Below are 18,176 nucleotides of genomic sequence, written 5' to 3' on the forward strand. Positions count from 1 at the left end.
GGATCAGCGTCTCGACAGCCACTCCCGAGCCAGCCGCCGAGCGGTGCTGTCGGCCGCGAAGACCGTGTCGAGATCGCTGGCCGGACATGGCTCGACAGCCTTGAGCACCGCTTCGATCAGCTGCGGGATCTCGGTAAAGCCCAGTCGCCCCTCGAGAAAGGCCTCGACGGCGACCTCGTTGGCCGCATTCAGCGTAGCCGGCATGCAACCACCCGCCTGAGCCGCCTCCCGCGCCAGCCGCAGGCAGGGAAAGCGTTCTTCGTCGGGCCGCTCGAAGTCGAGCCGGCCGATCTCGAACAGGTCCAGCGCTGCGACGCCGGAGTCGATGCGCTCGGGCCAGGCCAGGGCGTGGGCGATAGGGGTGCGCATATCGGGATTGCCCAGCTGGGCCAGCACCGAGCCATCCACGTAGTCCACCAGCGAATGAATCACGCTCTGGGGATGGATGACCACCTCGACCTGCTCCGGCGTCGCCTCGAACAGCCAGCAGGCCTCGATCAGCTCCAGCCCCTTGTTCATCAGGGTCGCGGAGTCCACCGAAATCTTGCGCCCCATGGACCACTTGGGATGGGCACAGGCCTGATCCGGCGTCACCCCAGTCAGTTGTTCGGCCGGTGTCTCGCGGAACGGGCCGCCCGAGGCGGTGAGCAGGATGCGTCTTACGCCCTTGCGGGCCAGGTCGGGTGTCGCCGGATCGGCCAGGCATTGGAAGATGGCATTGTGCTCACTGTCGATGGGCAGCAGGGTCGCGCCACTGGCCTGCACGGCCTCGATGAAGAGCGCGCCGCTCATGACCAAGGCTTCCTTGTTGGCCAGCAGTACGCGCTTGCCGGCCTTGACCGCCGCCAGGGTGGGCTTCAGACCCGCGGCGCCGACGATGGCCGCCATGACGGTATCCACCTGGGGATGTGCCGCGATGGCCTCCAGGCCACCCTCCCCCACCAGGATCTCTGGGCGGGCTTCAGCCCCTTGCAGCAAAGCGGCCAACTGATCTGCGGAGGCCTGATCCGGCACGGCTGCATAGACCGGCTGGAAACGCCGGCAGAGGTCTGCCAGCTCGCTCAGCCGACGATGCCCGCTGAGGGCGAAGATGCGATAGCGATCGGGATACCGGGCCACGACATCCAGGGTGCTGGCGCCGATGGAGCCCGTCGCACCCAGGACACAAAGCTGCTGGAGACTCACTGGACACCCCAGCCGGCCCACCAGAGCAGCAGGGCGAACAGCGGTACGGCGGCCGTGAGGCTGTCGATGCGATCCAGCACGCCACCGTGCCCCGGCAGCAACTGGCTGCTGTCCTTGAGCCCGGCCTGACGCTTGAACATGCTTTCGGTGAGATCACCCACTACCGAGATCAGCACCACGCAGGCGGCGCCGATGAGTGCCTGCAGGAGGTCGCCCAGGCCCCAGCCACGGACCAGACCAAGCACCAGAGTAGCCACCAGCGCGGCGGCCAGGCCGCCATAGAGACCTTCCCAGCTCTTGCCCGGACTCACGGCCGGCGCCAGCTTGCGCTTGCCAAAGGCCCGCCCGGAAAAATAGGCGAAGATGTCGGCCAGCCACACCAGCATCATCACTTCGAGAATCAGCAGATTGCCACCCGGTGCCGCCTTGAGCAGCATCAGCCCCTGCCAGGCCGGGACCAGCACCACCAGACCGATCAGCAGGCGCCGCCAGGAGGCCTGCCAGGCGCGAGCGCTGTCGGGATAGGTAAGCACCAGCACCGTCGCATAGAGCCACCAGGCCAGACTGATGAACAGCAGGCCATGGGCACCGGCGGGGAGCCACCAGCAGAGCAGCAGCGCCAGAGCGACCACGGCGGCATAGGCGCAACGCAGCGGCTGGGCTTCCAGACCCGCCAGCCGCGCCCATTCCCAGGCGCCCAGGACCACGACCGCACCGATGAACAGGGCGAAAGCCGCCCCTTCCAGCCAGAAAAATCCGGCCAGGGCGATGGGCAGGAGCACCATCGCCGTGATAACTCGCTGCTTCAGCATTAGGCGCGTAGCTCCGCTTCCACCTGTTCGCAGGTCCGGCCAAACCGCCGCTGGCGGGTGGCAAAGTCCGCCAGGGCAGCGTGCATGGCCTCGTGCTTGAAGTCCGGCCAGAATAGGTCGGAGAAATACAGCTCGGCATAGGCGATCTGCCAGAGCAGGAAGTTGCTGACCCGACGCTCGCCACCGGTGCGGATGCACAGGTCGGGCAGCGGCAGGTCGGCGGTCGCCAGACAGCCTTGCAGCAGCTCCGGCGTGATCTCACCCGGCTGCAGCGAACCCTGCTGGACCCGCGCCGCCAGCTGCTGGGCGGCCTGGGTGATATCCCACTGCCCCCCGTAGTTGGCGGCGATCTGCAGCACGAACCGGGTGTGATGGGCAGTGAGCGCCTCGACTTCCGCCATGGCCGCCTGCAGTTCCGGATGGAACAGCGAGCGATCGCCGATGATGCGCAGCCGGATGCCATTCTGGTGCAGCTTCTTCGCCTCCCGCCGCAGGGCGGACAGGAAGAGCTCCATCAGGGCGCCGACCTCGTCGGCCGGACGCCGCCAGTTCTCGCTGGAAAAGGCGAACAGCGTCAGTACCTCGACGCCCGCATCGCCGCACACCTCGATGACCGCGCGCACGGCGTCCACTCCGGCCTTGTGACCGGCGACGCCCGGCAGCAACCGACGGCGCGCCCAGCGATTGTTCCCATCCATGATGATCGCCACGTGACGCGGCACCACCTTGCCTGGCTTGCTCATGCCCATGTTACGTCCCAACCGTTGTCAAACAGCCATCAAGTCGGCTTCCTTGGCCTCCAGAGCCTTGTCCACCTCGGCGACGAATTTATCAGTCAGCTTCTGGACTTCATCCTGAGCGCGACGATCCTCGTCTTCACTGATTTCCTTTTCCTTGAGCAGATCCTTGAGCTGAGCCAGGGCATCGCGACGGATGTTGCGCACGGAAACCCGCGCCTGCTCGGCCTCGGCACGCGCCTGCTTGGTGAAGCCCTTGCGGGTCTCTTCGGTCAACGCCGGCATCGGTACGCGAATGGTGGTCCCGGCGGTGGCCGGATTGAGGCCCAGGTCGGAGGTCATGATGGCCTTCTCGACCGCCTGGATCATGCTCTTGTCGAACACGCTCAGGGCCAGGGTCCGCGAATCCTCGACGGTGACGTTGGCCACCTGACGCAGCGGGGTGTCGCTGCCGTAGTAGGACACCATGACGCTATCCAGGATGCTCGGATGAGCGCGTCCGGTACGGATCTTGGCAAAGGCGTGGCCCAGGGCTTCCAGGGTCTTGGTCATGCGCGTCTGCGCATCCTTCTTGATCTCGTTGATCATGCTGCTCCCTCCTCGATCAGGGTGCCCTCACCACCGCCCACCACGATATTGAGCAGGGCGCCGGGCTTGTTCATGTTGAAAACCCGCAGGGGCATGCTGTGGTCACGGCAGAGACAGATGGCCGTGAGATCCATGACACCCAGCTTGCGGTCGAGCACCTCGTCGTAGGTCAGGCGCTCGAATTTTTCGGCATTGGGATCCTTGAAGGGATCGGCCGTGTATACACCATCCACCTTGGTGGCCTTGAGCACCAGGTCGGCCTCGACCTCGATGGCGCGCAGGCAGGCGGCGGAATCGGTGGTGAAGAAGGGGTTGCCGGTACCGGCGGAGAAGATGACGACTTCGCCATCCTTCAGCTGACGAAGGGCCTTGCGCCGATCGTACTGATCGGTCACACCGACCATGGAGATGGCGGACATCACCGTGGCGGGAATGTTGGAACGCTCCAGGGCGTCGCGCATGGCCAGGGCGTTCATCACCGTGGCCAGCATGCCCATGTGGTCACCGGTCACCCGATCCATACCGGCAGCGGACAAGGCCGCGCCGCGGAACAGGTTGCCACCGCCGATCACCAGACCGACCTGGACACCGATACCTACCAGCTGGCCGATCTCCAGCGACATGCGATCCAGCACCTTCGGATCGATCCCGAAGTCTTCACTTCCCATCAGGGCTTCGCCACTGAGCTTCAGCAGAATACGCTTGTAACGGGGTTGGCGACCACTCATCTGCTGTGCCATTCACTCTCTCCTGTGGCGATGAACATGTGCGGGGGATTTTGATCCAGCGATAGGAAAGCGCAACCGCAGTTGCGTTCACTCCAATCGGCAAAAAACTCCTTGGAAGAGCAGAAATCAGACCTGCCTTCCAATTTGACAAAGAGGCCGCGCGCTCGAAGCGGGCGGCCTCCTGGTCAACGGCAGATGCCGGGCTTACTGCTTGCTGGCAGCCAACTGGGCAGCCACTTCGGCAGCGAAGTCCACTTCGGCCTTCTCGATGCCTTCGCCCACTTCGTAACGCACGAAGGAGACGATTTCGGCGCCGGCTTTCTTGGCCAGTTCACCGACCTTGACTTCCGGATCCTTGATGAAGGGCTGCTCAACCAGGCTGGCTTCGGCCAGGAACTTGTTGATACGACCCTTGACCATGTTCTCCACGATGTTTTCCGGCTTGCCGGCGATCTTGTCGGCGTTCAGCGCTAGGAAGATTTCCTTTTCCTTGGCGACAGCTTCTTCGGAAACCTGGGAGGGATTCAGGAACTGGGGATTGCTCGCCGCGACGTGCATGGCGATTTCCTTGGCCAGCTCGGCGGTGCCACCCTGCAGGGTAACGACCACACCGATGCGGTGACCGTGGAGGTAGGCGCCAACGACATCGCCTTCGACACGGGTCAGACGACGGATGTTGACGTTCTCGCCGCACTTGGCGACCAGGGCCTCACGGGCGGCTTCCTGAGCGGCGATCAGCGGAGCGGCATCGCTCATCTTCTCGGCGAAGGCCTTGTCCAGGCTGGCGGCGACGAAGCCCTTGAAGTCGTCCTGCAGAGCCAGGAAATCGGTCTGGGAGTTGACTTCGATGATGACGGCAGCCTTGTGGTCGTCAGCGACCTTGACCGCGATGGAGCCTTCGGCAGCCACGTTACCGGCTTTCTTGGCGGCCTTGATGGCGCCAGCGGCACGCATGTCGTCGATGGCTTTCTCGATGTCGCCACCGGCAGCGGCCAGGGCCTTCTTGCAATCCATCATGCCTTGGCCGGTGCGCTCGCGCAGTTCTTTGACCAGGGCTGCAGTGATTTCTGCCATGTTTGAAATCCTCTTGAATCGGTTTCGAGGTCACTCCGCACGGAGACGGAGCCAATGAAACGCCAGTAGGCAAAAAGGGGGCTAGGCCCCCTTCTCGCACGTCGAACCGCTCGACCCTAGGGTCGACCTGCTCAGCCCTCGACGGCTTCGGCAGCGGTTTCTTCGACGAATTGCTCGTTGGCACCGCCGTTGTTGCCGCCACGGATCACGGCATCAGCAACGCTGCTCAGGTACAGCTGAACGGCGCGGAAGGCGTCGTCGTTGCCGGGGATGACGTAGTCAACGCCTTCCGGGCTGCTGTTGGTATCGACTACGCCGATGACCGGGATACCCAGCTTGTTGGCTTCGGTGATGGCGATGCGCTCGTGGTCGACGTCGACGACGAACAGGGCATCCGGCAGACCGCCCATGTCCTTGATACCACCCAGGCTGCGCTCGAGCTTCTCGAGGTCGCGGGTGCGCATCAGGGCTTCTTTCTTGGTCAGCTTGTCGAAAGTACCGTCCTGGGACTGGACTTCCAGATCGCGCAGACGCTTGATCGAGGCACGGATGGTCTTGTAGTTGGTGAGCATGCCGCCCAACCAGCGATGGTCGACGAAGGGCTGACCGCAACGAGCGGCTTCTTCGCGAACGATCTTGCCGGCGGAACGCTTGGTACCGACGAACAGGATCTTGTTCTTGCCGGAAGCCAGGCGCTCAACGAAGGTCAGGGCCTCGTTGAACATCGGCAGGGTCTTTTCGAGGTTGATGATGTGGATCTTGTTGCGTGCGCCGAAGATGTACTTGCCCATCTTCGGGTTCCAGTAACGGGTTTGGTGGCCGAAATGCACGCCGGCTTTCAGCATGTCACGCATGGAGACTTGAGACATTTAGATGTTCCTCGTAGTCGGGTTGGGCCTCCACGCATCCCAATGACCAACTTCCCATCGGGAAGCACCCAGGTCATCGTGTCGATGCGTGTGTGGGGTTAGGAGCGCTAAAGGGCGGAGCCCCGAAAAAGCGCGCGACTTTATATCACGCCTTGCCGGATACCACCAGCGGCGATTGCCGGACACCGGAGATCCGGGGCCGCGCCGGTGACCACAGTGCGGGCGCCGGCTCTGATAGAATAGCGGATCGAAAGCTGACACCCGGCGTGATACCTAGAGATTTCCGATGACCGTCATCCTCAAGACCCCTGAAGACATCGCCAAGATGCGCATCGCCGGCCAACTGGCCGCCGAGGTGCTCGAAATGCTGGACGAGCACGTGCGTCCCGGCATCACCACCGAAGAACTGGATCGACTGGCCCACGACTATATCGTCAACGTGCAGCAGGCCATCCCCGCCCCGCTGAACTACAAGGGCTATCCCAAATCCATCTGCACCTCGCTGAACCACGTGGTCTGCCACGGCATTCCCAATGACAAGCCACTCAAGAGCGGCGACATCATGAACGTGGACATCACCGTGATCAAAGACGGCTACCACGGCGACACCAGCAAGATGTACCTGGTGGGCGACGTGCCCGAGTGGGCCGAGCGCCTCTGCCAGATCACCCAGGAATGCCTCTACAAAGGCATCGACCTGGTCCGCCCCGGGGCGCGCCTGGGCGATATCGGCGAGGTCATCCAGAAGCACGCCGAGAAGAACGGCTTCTCGGTGGTTCGCGAATACTGCGGCCACGGCATCGGCAAGGGCTTCCACGAAGAGCCGCAGGTGGTGCACTACGGTCGCGCCGGCACCGGCCTCGAGCTGCAGGCCGGGATGATCTTCACCATCGAGCCGATGATCAACCAGGGCCGCTACGAGACTCGCCTGCTGGGCGATGGCTGGACCGCCATCACCAAGGACCGCAAGCTGTCCGCGCAGTGGGAGCACACGGTGCTGGTCACCGAACAGGGTTACGAGATCCTGACCCTCAGAAAGGACGAAACCTTTCCCCGCGTTTCTGCGTGAGTGAGCGCCCATGCCCCAGGTCGATTCGGAGTTGTTCGACGCCGGCCAGTTCCAGGCTGAGCTTTCGCTGAAAGCCAGCCCCATCGCGGCCTTCAAGAAATTCATCCGGGCCGCGAACGCCACCCTCGATGCCCGCTTCCTGGCCGGGCGCAGCGTGCGCCGGCTGGTCGAGGATCGTGCCTGGTTCATCGACCAGATGCTGATCGCGGCCTGGAGTCGCTTCAGCTGGCCGGACGACGGCATCGCCCTGCTCGCGGTGGGTGGCTATGGCCGTGGCGAACTGCATCCGCACTCGGACATCGACCTGCTCATCCTGCTCGCCGAAGAAGAGCAGGAGCGCTTCCGCGATTCCATCGAAGGCTTCCTGACCCTGCTGTGGGACGTGGGCCTGGCCGTGGGGCAGAGCGTCAGATCCCTGCGCGAATGCACCACCGAGGCGCTGGCCGACCTGACGGTGATCACCAACCTGATGGAAAGCCGCACCCTCGCCGGCCCCGAGCACCTGCGCCAGGCGATGCTGGCGGCCACCAGCGTCGAGCACCTCTGGCCGGGACGGGCCTTCTACCTGGCCAAGCGTGCCGAGCAGAGTGCCCGACACGCCAAGTACAACGACACCGAGTACAACCTGGAACCCAACGTCAAGGGTTCCCCCGGCGGCCTGCGCGACATCCAGACGCTGCTGTGGATCGCCCGGCGGCAATTCGGCACCCTCAATCTGCAGGCCCTGGTGGGCCAGGGCTTTCTCACCGAGAGCGAGTGCAGCCTGCTGATCTCCGCCCAGGAATACCTGTGGAAGGTCCGCTACGCCCTGCACATGCTGGCCGGTCGCCCGGAGGATCGCCTGCTGTTCGACCATCAGCGGCGCATCGCCAACCTGCTCGGCTACGAGGACAACGACGCCAAGCTGGCGGTCGAGCGCTTCATGCAGAAGTACTACCGGGTGGTGATGGACGTCTCCCAGCTCAGCGACGTGGTGATGCAGCACTTCGAGGAAGTGAATCTGCGCGACGAGCAGCTGCCCGCCGCGGTGACGCCGCTCAACAACAGATTCCAGATCCGCAACGGCTATCTGGAGGTGGTGCATCCGCAGGTGTTCCTGCGCACCCCCTTCGCCCTGATGGAGCTGTTCGTCCTGCTGGCGCAGAATCCGGCGATCAAGGGGCCCAGCGCCGGCACCATCCGCCTGTTGCGCGACAGCCGCCACCTGATCGACGACGCCTTCCGCCAGGACATTCGCAACACCAGCCTGTTCATCGAACTGCTCAAGAGCGAATCCGGCATCCATCGCAATCTTCGGCGGATGAATCGCTACGGACTGCTGGGACTCTACCTGCCCGAATTCGGCCAGATCGTCGGCCAGATGCAGCATGACCTCTTCCACATCTATACGGTGGACGCCCACACCCTCAATCTCATCAAGCACCTGCGCAAGATGAGCTACGACGTCCTGGCGGAAAAGTATCCGCTGGCGACGCGGGTGATCCACAAGCTGCCCAAGCCGGAGCTGATCTACGTCGCCGGTCTCTACCACGACATCGCCAAGGGCCGTGGCGGCGATCACTCGGAACTGGGGGCGGAAGACGTGGAAGCCTTCGGTCGCCGCCACCAGTTGCCGGAGTGGGACACCCGCCTGGTGAGCTGGCTGGTGCGCAACCACCTGGTGATGTCCACCACCGCCCAGCGCAAGGACCTCTCCGATCCCCAGGTGATCCACGACTTCGCCCTGACGGTGGGCGACCACACCCATCTCGACTACCTGTACGTCCTCACCGTGGCCGACATCACCGCGACCAATCCGTCGCTGTGGAATTCCTGGCGCGCCACCCTGCTGCGGCAGCTGTACACCGAGACCAAGCGTGCCCTGCGTCGTGGCCTGGAGAATCCGGTCAATCGCGAAGAGCAGATCCGCAGCACCCAGCAATCGGCCCTCGACACCCTGATGCGTCGCGGCATCGATGCCGATGACGCCGAGCAGCTGTGGTCGCAGCTGGGTGACACCTACTTCCTGCGGCATACCGCGCTGGATGTCGCCTGGCACACCGAGGCCATCCTCGGCCACGGCGATACCGCCGAGCCCCTGGTGCTGATCCGCGAGACCACCCAGCGTGACTCCGAAGGCGGCACCCAGATCTTCATCTATGCCGCCGACCAGCACGACTTCTTCGCGGTGACCGTGGCGGTGATGGACCAGCTCAACCTGAACATTCAGGACGCGCGCATCATCACCTCCACCAGCCAGTTCACCCTGGACACCTACATCGTGCTGGATACCGATGGTGGCTCGATTGGCAACAATCCCGCGCGCATCGCCCAGATCCGCGGCGGCCTGATCGAGGCGCTCAAGCATCCCGAGGAATACCCGAGCATCATCAACCGGCGCGTGACCCGCCAGCTCAAGCATTTCGCCTTCTCGCCCCAGGTGAACATCTATACCGACACCATGCGCTCGGCGAGCCTGATCGAGCTGACGGCGCCGGATCGCCCCGGTCTGCTGGCACGGGTGGGCCGCATCTTCCTCGACTTCGACCTGTCCGTGCTCAACGCCAAGATCGCCACCCTCGGCGAGCGCGTGGAAGACGTCTTCTACGTCACCGACGCCGATGGCCGTCCGCTGGCGGATCCCGGTCTGTGCAGCGCCCTGCAGCAAGCCCTGATCAAGCAGCTGGGCGAGCCGGACAGCCAGACGCCACTCAGCCGCATCAGCATCTAGCCTCGAACGAAGGACCACCCGACGATGAACCCCACCCTCGACCTGCTGCAGCCCTACCCGTTCGAGAAGCTGCGCGCCCTCCTCGCCGGCGTGACCCCGCCGGCGGCGCTCAAGCCGATTCCGCTGTCGATCGGCGAGCCCAAGCATCCGTCCCCCGCCTTCGTCGCCGAGGCGCTGACGGCGAATCTGGATCAGCTGGCTGTCTATCCGACCACCCTCGGCATCGCCGAGCTGCGCGAGGCCATCGCCAGCTGGGCTGGCCAGCGCTTTGGCGTACCGGCAGGCTGGCTGGATCCGGCGCGTCATGTGCTGCCGGTGACCGGCACCCGGGAGGCGCTGTTTTCCTTTACCCAGGCGGTGGTGGATCGCAGCCAGGCCGGCCTGGTGCTGAGCCCCAACCCCTTCTACCAGATCTACGAAGGCGCGGCCCTGCTGGCCGGCGCCGAGCCGCACTACCTGCCATGCCTGGCGGACAAGGGTTTCAATCCCGATTTCGACAGCGTGCCGGATGAAGTCTGGCAGCGCTGCCAGTTGCTGTTCCTCTGTTCGCCCGGCAATCCCACCGGCGCCCTGCTGCCGGTGGCCACGCTGAAAAAGCTCATCGCCCTGGCCGATCGCCACGACTTCGTGATCGCCGCCGACGAGTGCTACAGCGAACTCTATTTCGACGAAGCCAGCCCGCCGCCCGGCCTGCTGACCGCCTGCGCCGAACTGGGGCGCACCGACTTCGCCCGTTGCGTGGTCTTCCACAGCCTGTCCAAGCGCTCCAACCTGCCGGGCATGAGATCCGGCTTCGTCGCCGGCGATGCCGCCATCCTCAAGCGCTTCCTGCTCTATCGCACCTACCACGGCTGCGCCATGCCGGTGCAGGTGCAGAAGGCCAGCGCCGTGGCCTGGCGCGATGAAACCCATGTCCGCGAGAACCGCGAACTCTATCGGCAGAAGTTCGCCGCCGTGCTGGACATCCTGCAGGGCAGCCTGGAGGTATCACTGCCGGATGGCGGTTTCTATCTCTGGGCGAGGACGCCGGGCGATGACGAAGCCTTCGCCCGCGATCTGTTCGCCCGCGAACACGTGACCGTGGTGCCGGGTTCCTACCTGTCGCGGGAAGTCGCGGGCGTCAATCCGGGTGCCGGACGGATCCGCATGGCCCTGGTCGCCCCTCTGGCCGAATGCGTGGAAGCGGCAGAGCGCATCCGCCGCTTCTGCCAGGGCTAGCGGTTGCCCTGATCGCGCATCAGCGCGGTCTCCTGGATGTCCAGCTCCCGGAGGAATTCGGTGACCACCAGGTCATCGATCACGCCGGCGATACGCAGCCGATAGAGTTCACGGCGCTGGGCACGGATGGCGAGCAGGCGCAGCTCGCCATCCAGGGTGTCCCGCAGACGCGCCAGGGAACGGGCATCCTCGCTGTCATCGGCGGAACTCAGCTCGTCACGGAATTCGGCGATGATGCCGGCCTTGATCTCCGCCTGCAGCGCCGCCCGCGCCGGCTCGTCGGCATCGCTGGACTCCACGTCTTCCAGTGCCGTGATGGCGGCGCGGGCGGCGTTGATCCGCACCTCGCAGCGTTCCCGCTCCAGCAGGTCGTTGGATTGCTCCGGCAGCCGCGCCAGCAGCAGCGGAATACCGATGCTCGCCACCACCAGTGACAGCAGGATCACCCCGGCGGCGATGAATACCAGGACGTCACGCAGGGGAAAGGGCGTGCCATCCGAGAGCAGCAGCGGCAGCGACAGCACACCGGCCAGGGTCACGGCGCCGCGCACCCCGCTGAGGGAGGCGATGGCGGCGATCAGGCGCGGATCGCCCGCGATGGTCATGGGTCCGCTGCCAGGCTGGGTCAGGTGCCAATAGCCGAGGATGACTCCGAAGCGGATGGCCATGATCACCAGATAGGCACCCAGCACATAGAGCGTCAGCCAGCCCGCGGCCGGCCAGAGCGCCTGGGAGGCCGGCAGCGCGGCCGCCAGGATGTCCGGCAGTTGCAGCCCCAGGATCAGGAACACCAGGCCGTTGAAGGCGAATTCCACCAGTCCCCAGACGCTGTGGTTGAGCAAACGGGTGGCGGTCTGCCGGGGCAGCATGTCGACCCGGCTCTGCATCATCCCGGCGGCCACGGCGGACAGGATGCCGGAAACGCCCAGTCGCTCCGCCAGCACATAGGCGGCGAAGGGCAGCAACAGCATGAAGACCACATGGGGCGCGGCATCGCTCCAGCCGCGCTTCACCACCATCCAGGCGCGCGCCCGCCCGACCAGCCAGCTCAGCACGCCACCGACCAGCACGCCGCCCACCGCGACGATGACGAATTCCAGACTGGCCTGGCTCAGCGAAAAGGCGCCGGTCAGGGCCGCCGCCACGGCGAACTTGAAGGTCACCAGACCCGAGGCGTCGTTGAGCAGGGCCTCGCCCTGGATCACGTGCAGCAGGGCGCTGGGCAGCCGGCCACGGACGATGCTGGACACTGCCACGGCATCGGTGGGCGACAGCACCGCCGCCAGGGCGAAGGCCACCGCCCAGGGCAGGTGCAGCATCCAGTGCAGGAACCAGCCGGCACCCAGCACCGTGAGGAACACCAGGCCAAAGGCCAGGACGAAGATCGGTCGACGCAGCCGCCAGAATTCGCGCTTGGGCATGCGCCAGCCATCGGAGAACAGCAGCGCCGGGATGAACAGCAGCAGGAAGAGTTCCGGGTCCAGGGCCACGTGCAGCCCCAGGGTGGGCCAGGCGAGCAAGGCGCCGACCACCACCTGGATCAGCGGCAGCGGGATGGGAATCAGATGGGCGCTGAGTCGGGTGGCACCCACCATCAGCAAGAGGATCAGAGCGGTATAGAGAATCTGCACGGTGGTCTCGTGGTCAGGGCACCGGTCGCGGTGCCAGATACAGGAGATGCATCCCGCGGGAGTGGGGACACGTCGACCTCGAGTTGTTGGGACTGATGTCCCCGGATTTGGTTTTACCCAAACTTTACCCGAGGCGATCTAGGCGACTGGCCACCGTTGCGGTCTGATAGACATACCCGGTTTCATCTCCCCGGGTCGCAGGAGAAAGATCATGCTACGTCGCATCACTCAAGTCGTGGTGCTTGCCGGTTGCCTCGCCATCGCCGGTCAGGCGTCCGCCCACGGTCGTGGTCCCGGTCCGGCCTTTCTCGGTGCCGTAGTGGGCGCCGTGGTCGGCGGAGCCATCGTCTCCCATTCCTACGCCCGCGAGCCGGTCTATGTCGAAGGCCCCCCGCCGCCTCCGCCGCCGCGCGTGGTCTACTACGAGCCGGCACCGGTCTACGAATATCGCGTGGTGGAACCCCGCCCGGTGTACTACGGCCCGCCGCCCGGCGCCTACTACTACGGCCCGCCCCCGCGCTGGTAAGGGCCCATGAAAAAACCCGCCTCTCGGCGGGTTTTTTCATGGCTGGACGCCCTAGACCACCTGGCGCCGACGCAGGACGTCGAGGATCTGCTGGACCCCCTCCTCCACCGACAGCTGCTCGGTGTCGATCACCAGATCGGCATCTTCCGGCGCATCGTAGGCGAAGGAGATACCCGGGATGTTGTCGCCACCGGCGGCGTAGAGACCCTGGGGATCACGCTCGGCGCAGGCCTTGGGCGACGCCTTGACGTGCACGGTCAGCAGACGCTCGGCACCGATCAGCGCCTGGGCCTGGGCGCGGCCCTCGGCATCCGGCGCGACAAAGGCTGCCAGGGCGATCAGACCCGCTTCGTTGAACTGGCGGGCTACCTGGGCGGCACGCAACCAGTTCTCGCGACGCCCGGCGCGATCCTGTGGCAGACCCTTGTTCAGGTCGTGGCGCAAATTCTGACCGTCCAGCACGAAGACCGCACGACCGGCATCGAACAGGCGACGCTCCAGGGCATAGGCCAGGGTGGTCTTGCCGGCGCCGGACAGGCCGGTGAAGAGCACGGTGCTGGGCTGCTGACCGAAGCGCGCGGCCCGCTCGCTGGTGCCGACGTGCAGCTGGTGCGCGCCCTGGCCATGACCGCCCCTGCCCACCGGGTCGGCGATGATCATGCCGGCACCGACGGTGCCATTGGTCAGGCGATCGATGACGATGAAGGCGCCGGTAGTGCGGTTGACGCCATAGCCATCCAGGGCGATGGACGCATCGAGAGCCACCTTGACCCGGGCGATCTCGTTGAGCTTGAGCTCGCTGGCGGCGCCACGTTCCAGGGTATTGACGTCAACCGTGTGCACGATGCTCGGCAGCGAGCCGGGCACGTAGCTGGTGGCGCGCTTGATGTCGTACTTCTTGCCGGGCCGCATGGGTTCTTCGGCCATCCACACCAGCATGGCCTCGAAGCTGTCGGTGACCTGGGGACGGTTGTCGGCATGCACCAGGACGTCGCCCCGGGAGATGTCGATCTCGTCTTCCATGGTCAGGGTCACCGCCTGGCCAGGTCCGGCCTGCTCCAGCTCGCCTTCGTAGGTGACGATGGACTTGATGCGGCTGCCCTTACCCGACGGCAGGACCACCACGGCATCGCCCTTGGTGACCACGCCCGAAGCCAGGGTTCCGGCGAAGCCGCGGAAGTTGAGGTTGGGCCGGTTGACGTACTGCACCGGGAAGCGCAGATCGTCGAGATTGCGATCCGCGGCGATCTCCACGGTCTCGAGGATTTCCATCAGCGGCTTGCCGCTGTACCAGGGCGTCTGCTCGCTGCGATTCACCAAGTTGTCGCCCTTGAGCGCCGACATGGGGACGAAGTGGATATCCTTGGCGTTGAGGTCGATACGCTGGGCGAAGGCCAGGTAATCGTCCTTGATGCGCTCGAACACCGCCTCGTCGAAGCCCAGCAGATCCATCTTGTTGATGGCGACCACGATGTGCTTGATGCCCAGCAGCGAAGCGATGTAGCTGTGCCGGCGGGTCTGGGTCTGGATGCCGTGACGGGCATCGACCAGGATGATCGCCAGGTCGCAGGTGGAGGCCCCGGTGGCCATGTTGCGGGTGTACTGCTCATGGCCGGGGGTATCGGCGATGATGAACTTGCGCTTGGCGGTGGAGAAGTAGCGGTAGGCCACGTCGATGGTGATGCCCTGCTCGCGCTCGGCCTGCAGGCCGTCCACCAGCAGCGCCAGATCGACTTCTTCGCCGGTGGTGCCGACCTTCTTGGAATCGCGGGTGATGGCTTCCAGGTGATCCTCGTAGATCATCTTGGAATCGTGCAGCAGGCGCCCGATCAGGGTGCTCTTGCCGTCGTCGACGTTGCCGCAGGTGAGGAAGCGCAGCAGTTCCTTGCGTTCGTGCTGTGCGAGGTAGGCCAGGATGTCCTGGCCGATCAGATCGGATTGGTGCGACATCTTAGAAATACCCCTGACGTTTCTTCTCTTCCATGGATCCGGCGCCATCGTGGTCGATGACCCGGCCCTGGCGTTCGGAGGTGCGGGTGAGCAGCATCTCCTGGATGATGTCCGTCAGCGTGGTCGCCTGGGACTCCACCGCGCCGGTCAGGGGGTAGCAGCCAAGGGTACGGAAGCGCACCTGGCGCTTGTGGATGCGGGCCTTCTCCTCGGGCGAGAGGTGCTCGAGGATGCGGTCGTCGTCGATCATGAGCAGGGTGCCGTTCTTCTCGATCACCTCGCGCTCGGCGGCGAAGTACAGCGGCACGATCGGGATGCCTTCGAGGTAGATGTACTGCCAGATGTCCAGCTCGGTCCAGTTCGACAGCGGGAAGACGCGGATCGACTCGCCCTTGTTGGTCTTGCCGTTGTAGATGTTCCACAGCTCGGGACGCTGGTTCTTGGGATCCCAGCGGTGCTTGCTGTCCCGGAAGGAGTAGACGCGCTCCTTGGCGCGGGACTTCTCCTCGTCGCGGCGGGCACCGCCGAAGGCGGCGTCGAAGCCGTACTTGTCCAGCGCCTGCTTGAGGCCCTGGGTCTTCATGATGTCGGTGTGCTTGGCACTGCCATGGGTGAAGGGGTTGATGCCCTGGGCGACCCCTTCCGGATTCTTGTGCACCAGCAGATCGAGGCCCATGTCGGCGACCATGCGATCGCGGAATTCGTACATGGCCTGGAATTTCCAGCCGGTGTCCACGTGGAGTACCGGGAACGGCAGCTTGCCGGGAAAGAAGGCCTTGCGGGCCAGGTGCAGCATCACGGCCGAATCCTTGCCGATGGAATACAGCATGACCGGATTGTCGAACTCGGCGGCCACTTCACGGATGATGTGGATGCTTTCCGCCTCAAGCTGTTTGAGGTGCGTCTGTTTGTCGAGCATGGCTACTCACGATTGCAGAAAGGTGGCCTAGGAGATGTCCGTTGCGGCATCCAGTCGACTGGACACACCGGACAGAGCGGGCCGTGGACGAACCTCAACCTTACCATAGGCAACGGTTATGGCCCGCCAGGCTATTTAGAACCAGAAGTTCTATGCTTATGACGCTCAGGCGGGATTGTCGCAGTCGATGAAGAGGTGCTGGATCCCCAACTGCGCGGCCAGATGGTCGCCCAGCGCCTGCACCCCGTAGCGCTCGGTGGCATGATGGCCGGCGGCGAAGAAACTCACGCCGTTCTCGCGAGCGCTGTGCACCGTCTGCTCGGACACCTCTCCGGTCAGGTAGGCATCCACTCCGCCGGCGATGGCCTGGTCGATATAGCCCTGGGCGCCACCGGTGCACCAGGCCAGGCGTCGGATCGAGCGCCCGCCGTCGACCACCAGCGGCTCGCGCTGCAGCACGTCCGCCACCTGCCGACCGAAGTCCGCGGCGGATTGCGCCTGCGGCAACTCCCCCTGCCAGATCAGCCCCTTGGCATCGCCTGGCAGCGGCCGGATATCCTGCAGCCCCAGGCGGCGTCCCAGCTGGACGTTGTTGCCCACCTCGGGATGGACATCCAGGGGCAGGTGGTAGGCCAGCAGGCTGATGTCATGGCTCAGCAGCGTCTTGATCCGCCGGTGCTTCATGCCGATGAGGCGGGCATCCTCGTTCTTCCAGAAATAGCCATGGTGCACCAGGATGGCATCGGCACCGGCGGCGACGGCGGCGTCCAGCAGCTGCTGGGAAGCCGTGACGCCACTGACCAGCAGGCGCACCTGCTCACGGCCCTGGACCTGCAGGCCGTTGGGGCAGTAATCCTGGATCCGGGCCGATTCCAGGTAGCGGTCGGCGGTCTCTACCAGTTGCTCAAGGGACAGGGTCACGTGCGGCTTACCTCCTCGTTGGCGGCGCCAGCGTGTCTTCGGCTGGCGCCGCTCCTTATAATGGCCGCCAGCTTATCCGGCGCACCCCGGGTGGACAAATTCAAGGATGTGATCGATGTACAAGGCTTTGCGTTATCTCGGCTGGCCCGTGCTGTGCGGTCTGCTCGTTGCAGCCCTGATCATGCAGCGCTATCCCCAGTGGCTCGGCCTGCCCGCCCAGCCGCCGCTGTTCGAGGCCGCCCAAGCGCCCGCCAATTCGCGCCAGGAGGGACCGGTTTCCTATGCCGACGCGGCCAGTCGCGCCGCGCCCGCGGTGGTGTCGTTGCGCTCGACCAAGGCCGCCAAGCCGGGCAAGGCCGGGGATACGGCCAGCGACCGCAAGGGCGCGACCAAGCCGGTGGAAGAACTCAGCCTGGGTTCCGCCGTGCTGATGAGCCATGACGGCTATCTGCTGACCAACAACCACGTGACCCTGGACGCCGAATCCATCGTGGTGGCCCTCGCCGACGGGCGCCAGACCCTGGCCAAGCTCATCGGCAACGATCCGGCCACGGACCTGGCCGTGCTCAAGATCGACCTGCCCAACCTGCCGGCCATCTCGGTGGGCGATTCGACCGCCATCCGCATCGGCGACGTGGTGCTGGCCATCGGCAACCCCTTTGGCGTCGGCCAGACGGTGACTATGGGCATCATCAGCGCCACCGGTCGCAACCAGCTGGGTCTCAATACCTACGAGGACTTCATCCAGACCGATGCGGCGATCAACCTGGGCAATTCCGGCGGGGCGCTGGTGGATGCCAGCGGCAATCTGATCGGCATCAACACCGCCATCCTCTCCGGCGGCTCCCAGGGCATCGGCTTCGCCATCCCGATCAAGCTGGCCATGGAGGTCATGCGCTCGATCATCCAGCACGGCCAGGTCATCCGTGGTTGGCTGGGCGTGGCGGTGGAGGTGATCACCCCGGAGCTGGTCAAGACCTATGGCCTCAAGGTCGACCAGGGCATCGTGGTGACCGACATCGATCCCGATGGACCCGCGCACAAGGGCGGTCTGCGCGCGGGCGACGTGCTGGTCAAGCTGGCTGGCCAACCGATCAGGGACGGCCGGCTGGCGATGAACCAGATCGCCCGCAAGCAGCCTGGCGACAGCATCCCCATCGAGGTGCTGCGCCAGGACAAGACCGTGCAGGTCAAGGTGACCGTCGGGATGCGCCCCCTGATGGAGAAGGCGCGCTAGGC

At 64.9% G+C, this 18,176-nt stretch carries 16 protein-coding genes; 5 read left to right on the top strand and 11 right to left on the bottom strand.

Annotated features, from left to right (window positions below; all coding sequences use genetic code 11):
- Positions 1-3 precede the first annotated feature (3 nt).
- The 7 genes from ispC to rpsB all read right to left on the bottom strand — a co-directional run bounded on the left by ispC (position 4) and on the right by rpsB (position 5,993).
- On the bottom strand, positions 4-1,185 hold the full coding sequence (ispC, locus tag OXS31_RS04465; protein WP_267398114.1) for a 1-deoxy-D-xylulose-5-phosphate reductoisomerase: 1,182 nt from the start codon (positions 1,183-1,185) through the stop codon (positions 4-6).
- A complete protein-coding gene (locus OXS31_RS04470; RefSeq protein WP_007159489.1) occupies positions 1,182-1,997 on the bottom strand; it encodes a phosphatidate cytidylyltransferase in 816 nt (271 codons plus the stop codon). Before OXS31_RS04470 ends, ispC begins: the two co-directional genes overlap by 4 nt.
- The gene (gene uppS, locus OXS31_RS04475; RefSeq protein ID WP_027602572.1) at positions 1,997-2,746 is read right to left on the bottom strand and encodes a polyprenyl diphosphate synthase; all 750 of its coding nucleotides are present in this window, start codon (positions 2,744-2,746) and stop codon (positions 1,997-1,999) included. Before uppS ends, OXS31_RS04470 begins: the two co-directional genes overlap by 1 nt.
- An 18-nt stretch (positions 2,747-2,764) precedes the next feature.
- Positions 2,765-3,322: a ribosome recycling factor gene (gene frr, locus OXS31_RS04480; protein ID WP_007159491.1), complete on the bottom strand. Its 558-nt coding sequence runs from the start codon at positions 3,320-3,322 to the stop codon at positions 2,765-2,767.
- Positions 3,319-4,062, bottom strand: coding sequence for a UMP kinase (pyrH, locus tag OXS31_RS04485; protein ID WP_007159492.1), 744 nt, complete (start codon positions 4,060-4,062; stop codon positions 3,319-3,321). Before pyrH ends, frr begins: the two co-directional genes overlap by 4 nt.
- Before the next feature lie 192 nt (positions 4,063-4,254).
- Positions 4,255-5,124, bottom strand: a complete 870-nt coding sequence (tsf, locus tag OXS31_RS04490) for a translation elongation factor Ts (RefSeq protein ID WP_007159493.1) — start codon at positions 5,122-5,124, stop codon at positions 4,255-4,257.
- A gap of 131 nt (positions 5,125-5,255) precedes the next feature.
- On the bottom strand, positions 5,256-5,993 hold the full coding sequence (gene rpsB, locus OXS31_RS04495; protein ID WP_007159494.1) for a 30S ribosomal protein S2: 738 nt from the start codon (positions 5,991-5,993) through the stop codon (positions 5,256-5,258).
- A gap of 286 nt (positions 5,994-6,279) precedes the next feature.
- On the opposite strand from rpsB, the gene map reads away from it, so the two are divergent.
- From map to dapC, 3 genes are read left to right on the top strand one after another with little or no spacing between them, the layout of a single operon-like run.
- On the top strand, positions 6,280-7,062 hold the full coding sequence (gene map / locus OXS31_RS04500) for a type I methionyl aminopeptidase (RefSeq protein ID WP_007159495.1): 783 nt from the start codon (positions 6,280-6,282) through the stop codon (positions 7,060-7,062).
- A 10-nt stretch (positions 7,063-7,072) separates the two neighbouring features.
- The gene (locus OXS31_RS04505; protein WP_027597080.1) at positions 7,073-9,772 is read left to right on the top strand and encodes a [protein-PII] uridylyltransferase; all 2,700 of its coding nucleotides are present in this window, start codon (positions 7,073-7,075) and stop codon (positions 9,770-9,772) included.
- A gap of 24 nt (positions 9,773-9,796) precedes the next feature.
- On the top strand, positions 9,797-10,990 hold the full coding sequence (gene dapC / locus OXS31_RS04510) for a succinyldiaminopimelate transaminase (protein WP_181084115.1): 1,194 nt from the start codon (positions 9,797-9,799) through the stop codon (positions 10,988-10,990).
- Here the strand turns inward: dapC and OXS31_RS04515 are convergent.
- Complete coding sequence (locus OXS31_RS04515) at positions 10,987-12,621, bottom strand: Na+/H+ antiporter (protein ID WP_007159498.1); 1,635 nt, start codon at positions 12,619-12,621, stop codon at positions 10,987-10,989. The genes dapC and OXS31_RS04515 overlap by 4 nt on opposite strands.
- A gap of 211 nt (positions 12,622-12,832) precedes the next feature.
- Between OXS31_RS04515 and OXS31_RS04520 the strand changes: the two genes are divergently transcribed.
- Positions 12,833-13,147, top strand: a complete 315-nt coding sequence (locus OXS31_RS04520; RefSeq protein ID WP_007159499.1) for a hypothetical protein — start codon at positions 12,833-12,835, stop codon at positions 13,145-13,147.
- Positions 13,148-13,198: 51 nt separating this feature from the next.
- Here the strand turns inward: OXS31_RS04520 and cysN are convergent, their stop codons facing one another.
- The 3 genes from cysN to OXS31_RS04535 all read right to left on the bottom strand — a co-directional run bounded on the left by cysN (position 13,199) and on the right by OXS31_RS04535 (position 16,937).
- Positions 13,199-15,097: a sulfate adenylyltransferase subunit CysN gene (gene cysN, locus OXS31_RS04525; protein ID WP_267398117.1), complete on the bottom strand. Its 1,899-nt coding sequence runs from the start codon at positions 15,095-15,097 to the stop codon at positions 13,199-13,201.
- A gap of 1 nt (position 15,098) precedes the next feature.
- Positions 15,099-16,016 carry a sulfate adenylyltransferase subunit CysD gene (gene cysD / locus OXS31_RS04530; RefSeq protein ID WP_007159501.1) on the bottom strand — a complete coding sequence of 306 codons (918 nt, stop codon included), beginning with the start codon at positions 16,014-16,016 and terminating at the stop codon, positions 15,099-15,101.
- Between the two features lie 165 nt (positions 16,017-16,181).
- The gene (locus OXS31_RS04535) at positions 16,182-16,937 is read right to left on the bottom strand and encodes a Nif3-like dinuclear metal center hexameric protein (protein ID WP_027597085.1); all 756 of its coding nucleotides are present in this window, start codon (positions 16,935-16,937) and stop codon (positions 16,182-16,184) included.
- 115 nt (positions 16,938-17,052) lie between these two features.
- Here OXS31_RS04535 and OXS31_RS04540 point away from each other — a divergent pair, with 115 nt between their 5' ends.
- Positions 17,053-18,174, top strand: coding sequence for a trypsin-like peptidase domain-containing protein (locus OXS31_RS04540; RefSeq protein ID WP_042136073.1), 1,122 nt, complete (start codon positions 17,053-17,055; stop codon positions 18,172-18,174).
- The last annotated feature ends 2 nt before the right edge of the window (positions 18,175-18,176 follow it).

The organism is Pseudomonas sp. GM_Psu_1, from assembly GCF_026544185.1.
In the GTDB taxonomy this organism is placed as follows: domain Bacteria; phylum Pseudomonadota; class Gammaproteobacteria; order Pseudomonadales; family Pseudomonadaceae; genus Chryseomonas; species Chryseomonas oryzihabitans.

What these genes read in the sequence shown, in the direction of transcription:
- pyrH (WP_007159492.1), bottom strand. Translation starts at nt 4,062, where the DNA reads ATGGCACAGCAGATGAGTGGTCGCCAACCCCGTTACAAGCGTATTCTG.
- OXS31_RS04505 (WP_027597080.1), top strand. Translation starts at nt 7,073, where the DNA reads ATGCCCCAGGTCGATTCGGAGTTGTTCGACGCCGGCCAGTTCCAGGCT.
- frr (WP_007159491.1), bottom strand. Translation starts at nt 3,322, where the DNA reads ATGATCAACGAGATCAAGAAGGATGCGCAGACGCGCATGACCAAGACC.
- OXS31_RS04470 (WP_007159489.1), bottom strand. Translation starts at nt 1,997, where the DNA reads ATGCTGAAGCAGCGAGTTATCACGGCGATGGTGCTCCTGCCCATCGCC.
- cysD (WP_007159501.1), bottom strand. Translation starts at nt 16,016, where the DNA reads ATGCTCGACAAACAGACGCACCTCAAACAGCTTGAGGCGGAAAGCATC.
- map (WP_007159495.1), top strand. Translation starts at nt 6,280, where the DNA reads ATGACCGTCATCCTCAAGACCCCTGAAGACATCGCCAAGATGCGCATC.
- tsf (WP_007159493.1), bottom strand. Translation starts at nt 5,124, where the DNA reads ATGGCAGAAATCACTGCAGCCCTGGTCAAAGAACTGCGCGAGCGCACC.
- OXS31_RS04520 (WP_007159499.1), top strand. Translation starts at nt 12,833, where the DNA reads ATGCTACGTCGCATCACTCAAGTCGTGGTGCTTGCCGGTTGCCTCGCC.
- uppS (WP_027602572.1), bottom strand. Translation starts at nt 2,746, where the DNA reads ATGGGCATGAGCAAGCCAGGCAAGGTGGTGCCGCGTCACGTGGCGATC.
- dapC (WP_181084115.1), top strand. Translation starts at nt 9,797, where the DNA reads ATGAACCCCACCCTCGACCTGCTGCAGCCCTACCCGTTCGAGAAGCTG.
- cysN (WP_267398117.1), bottom strand. Translation starts at nt 15,097, where the DNA reads ATGTCGCACCAATCCGATCTGATCGGCCAGGACATCCTGGCCTACCTC.
- rpsB (WP_007159494.1), bottom strand. Translation starts at nt 5,993, where the DNA reads ATGTCTCAAGTCTCCATGCGTGACATGCTGAAAGCCGGCGTGCATTTC.
- OXS31_RS04540 (WP_042136073.1), top strand. Translation starts at nt 17,053, where the DNA reads ATGTACAAGGCTTTGCGTTATCTCGGCTGGCCCGTGCTGTGCGGTCTG.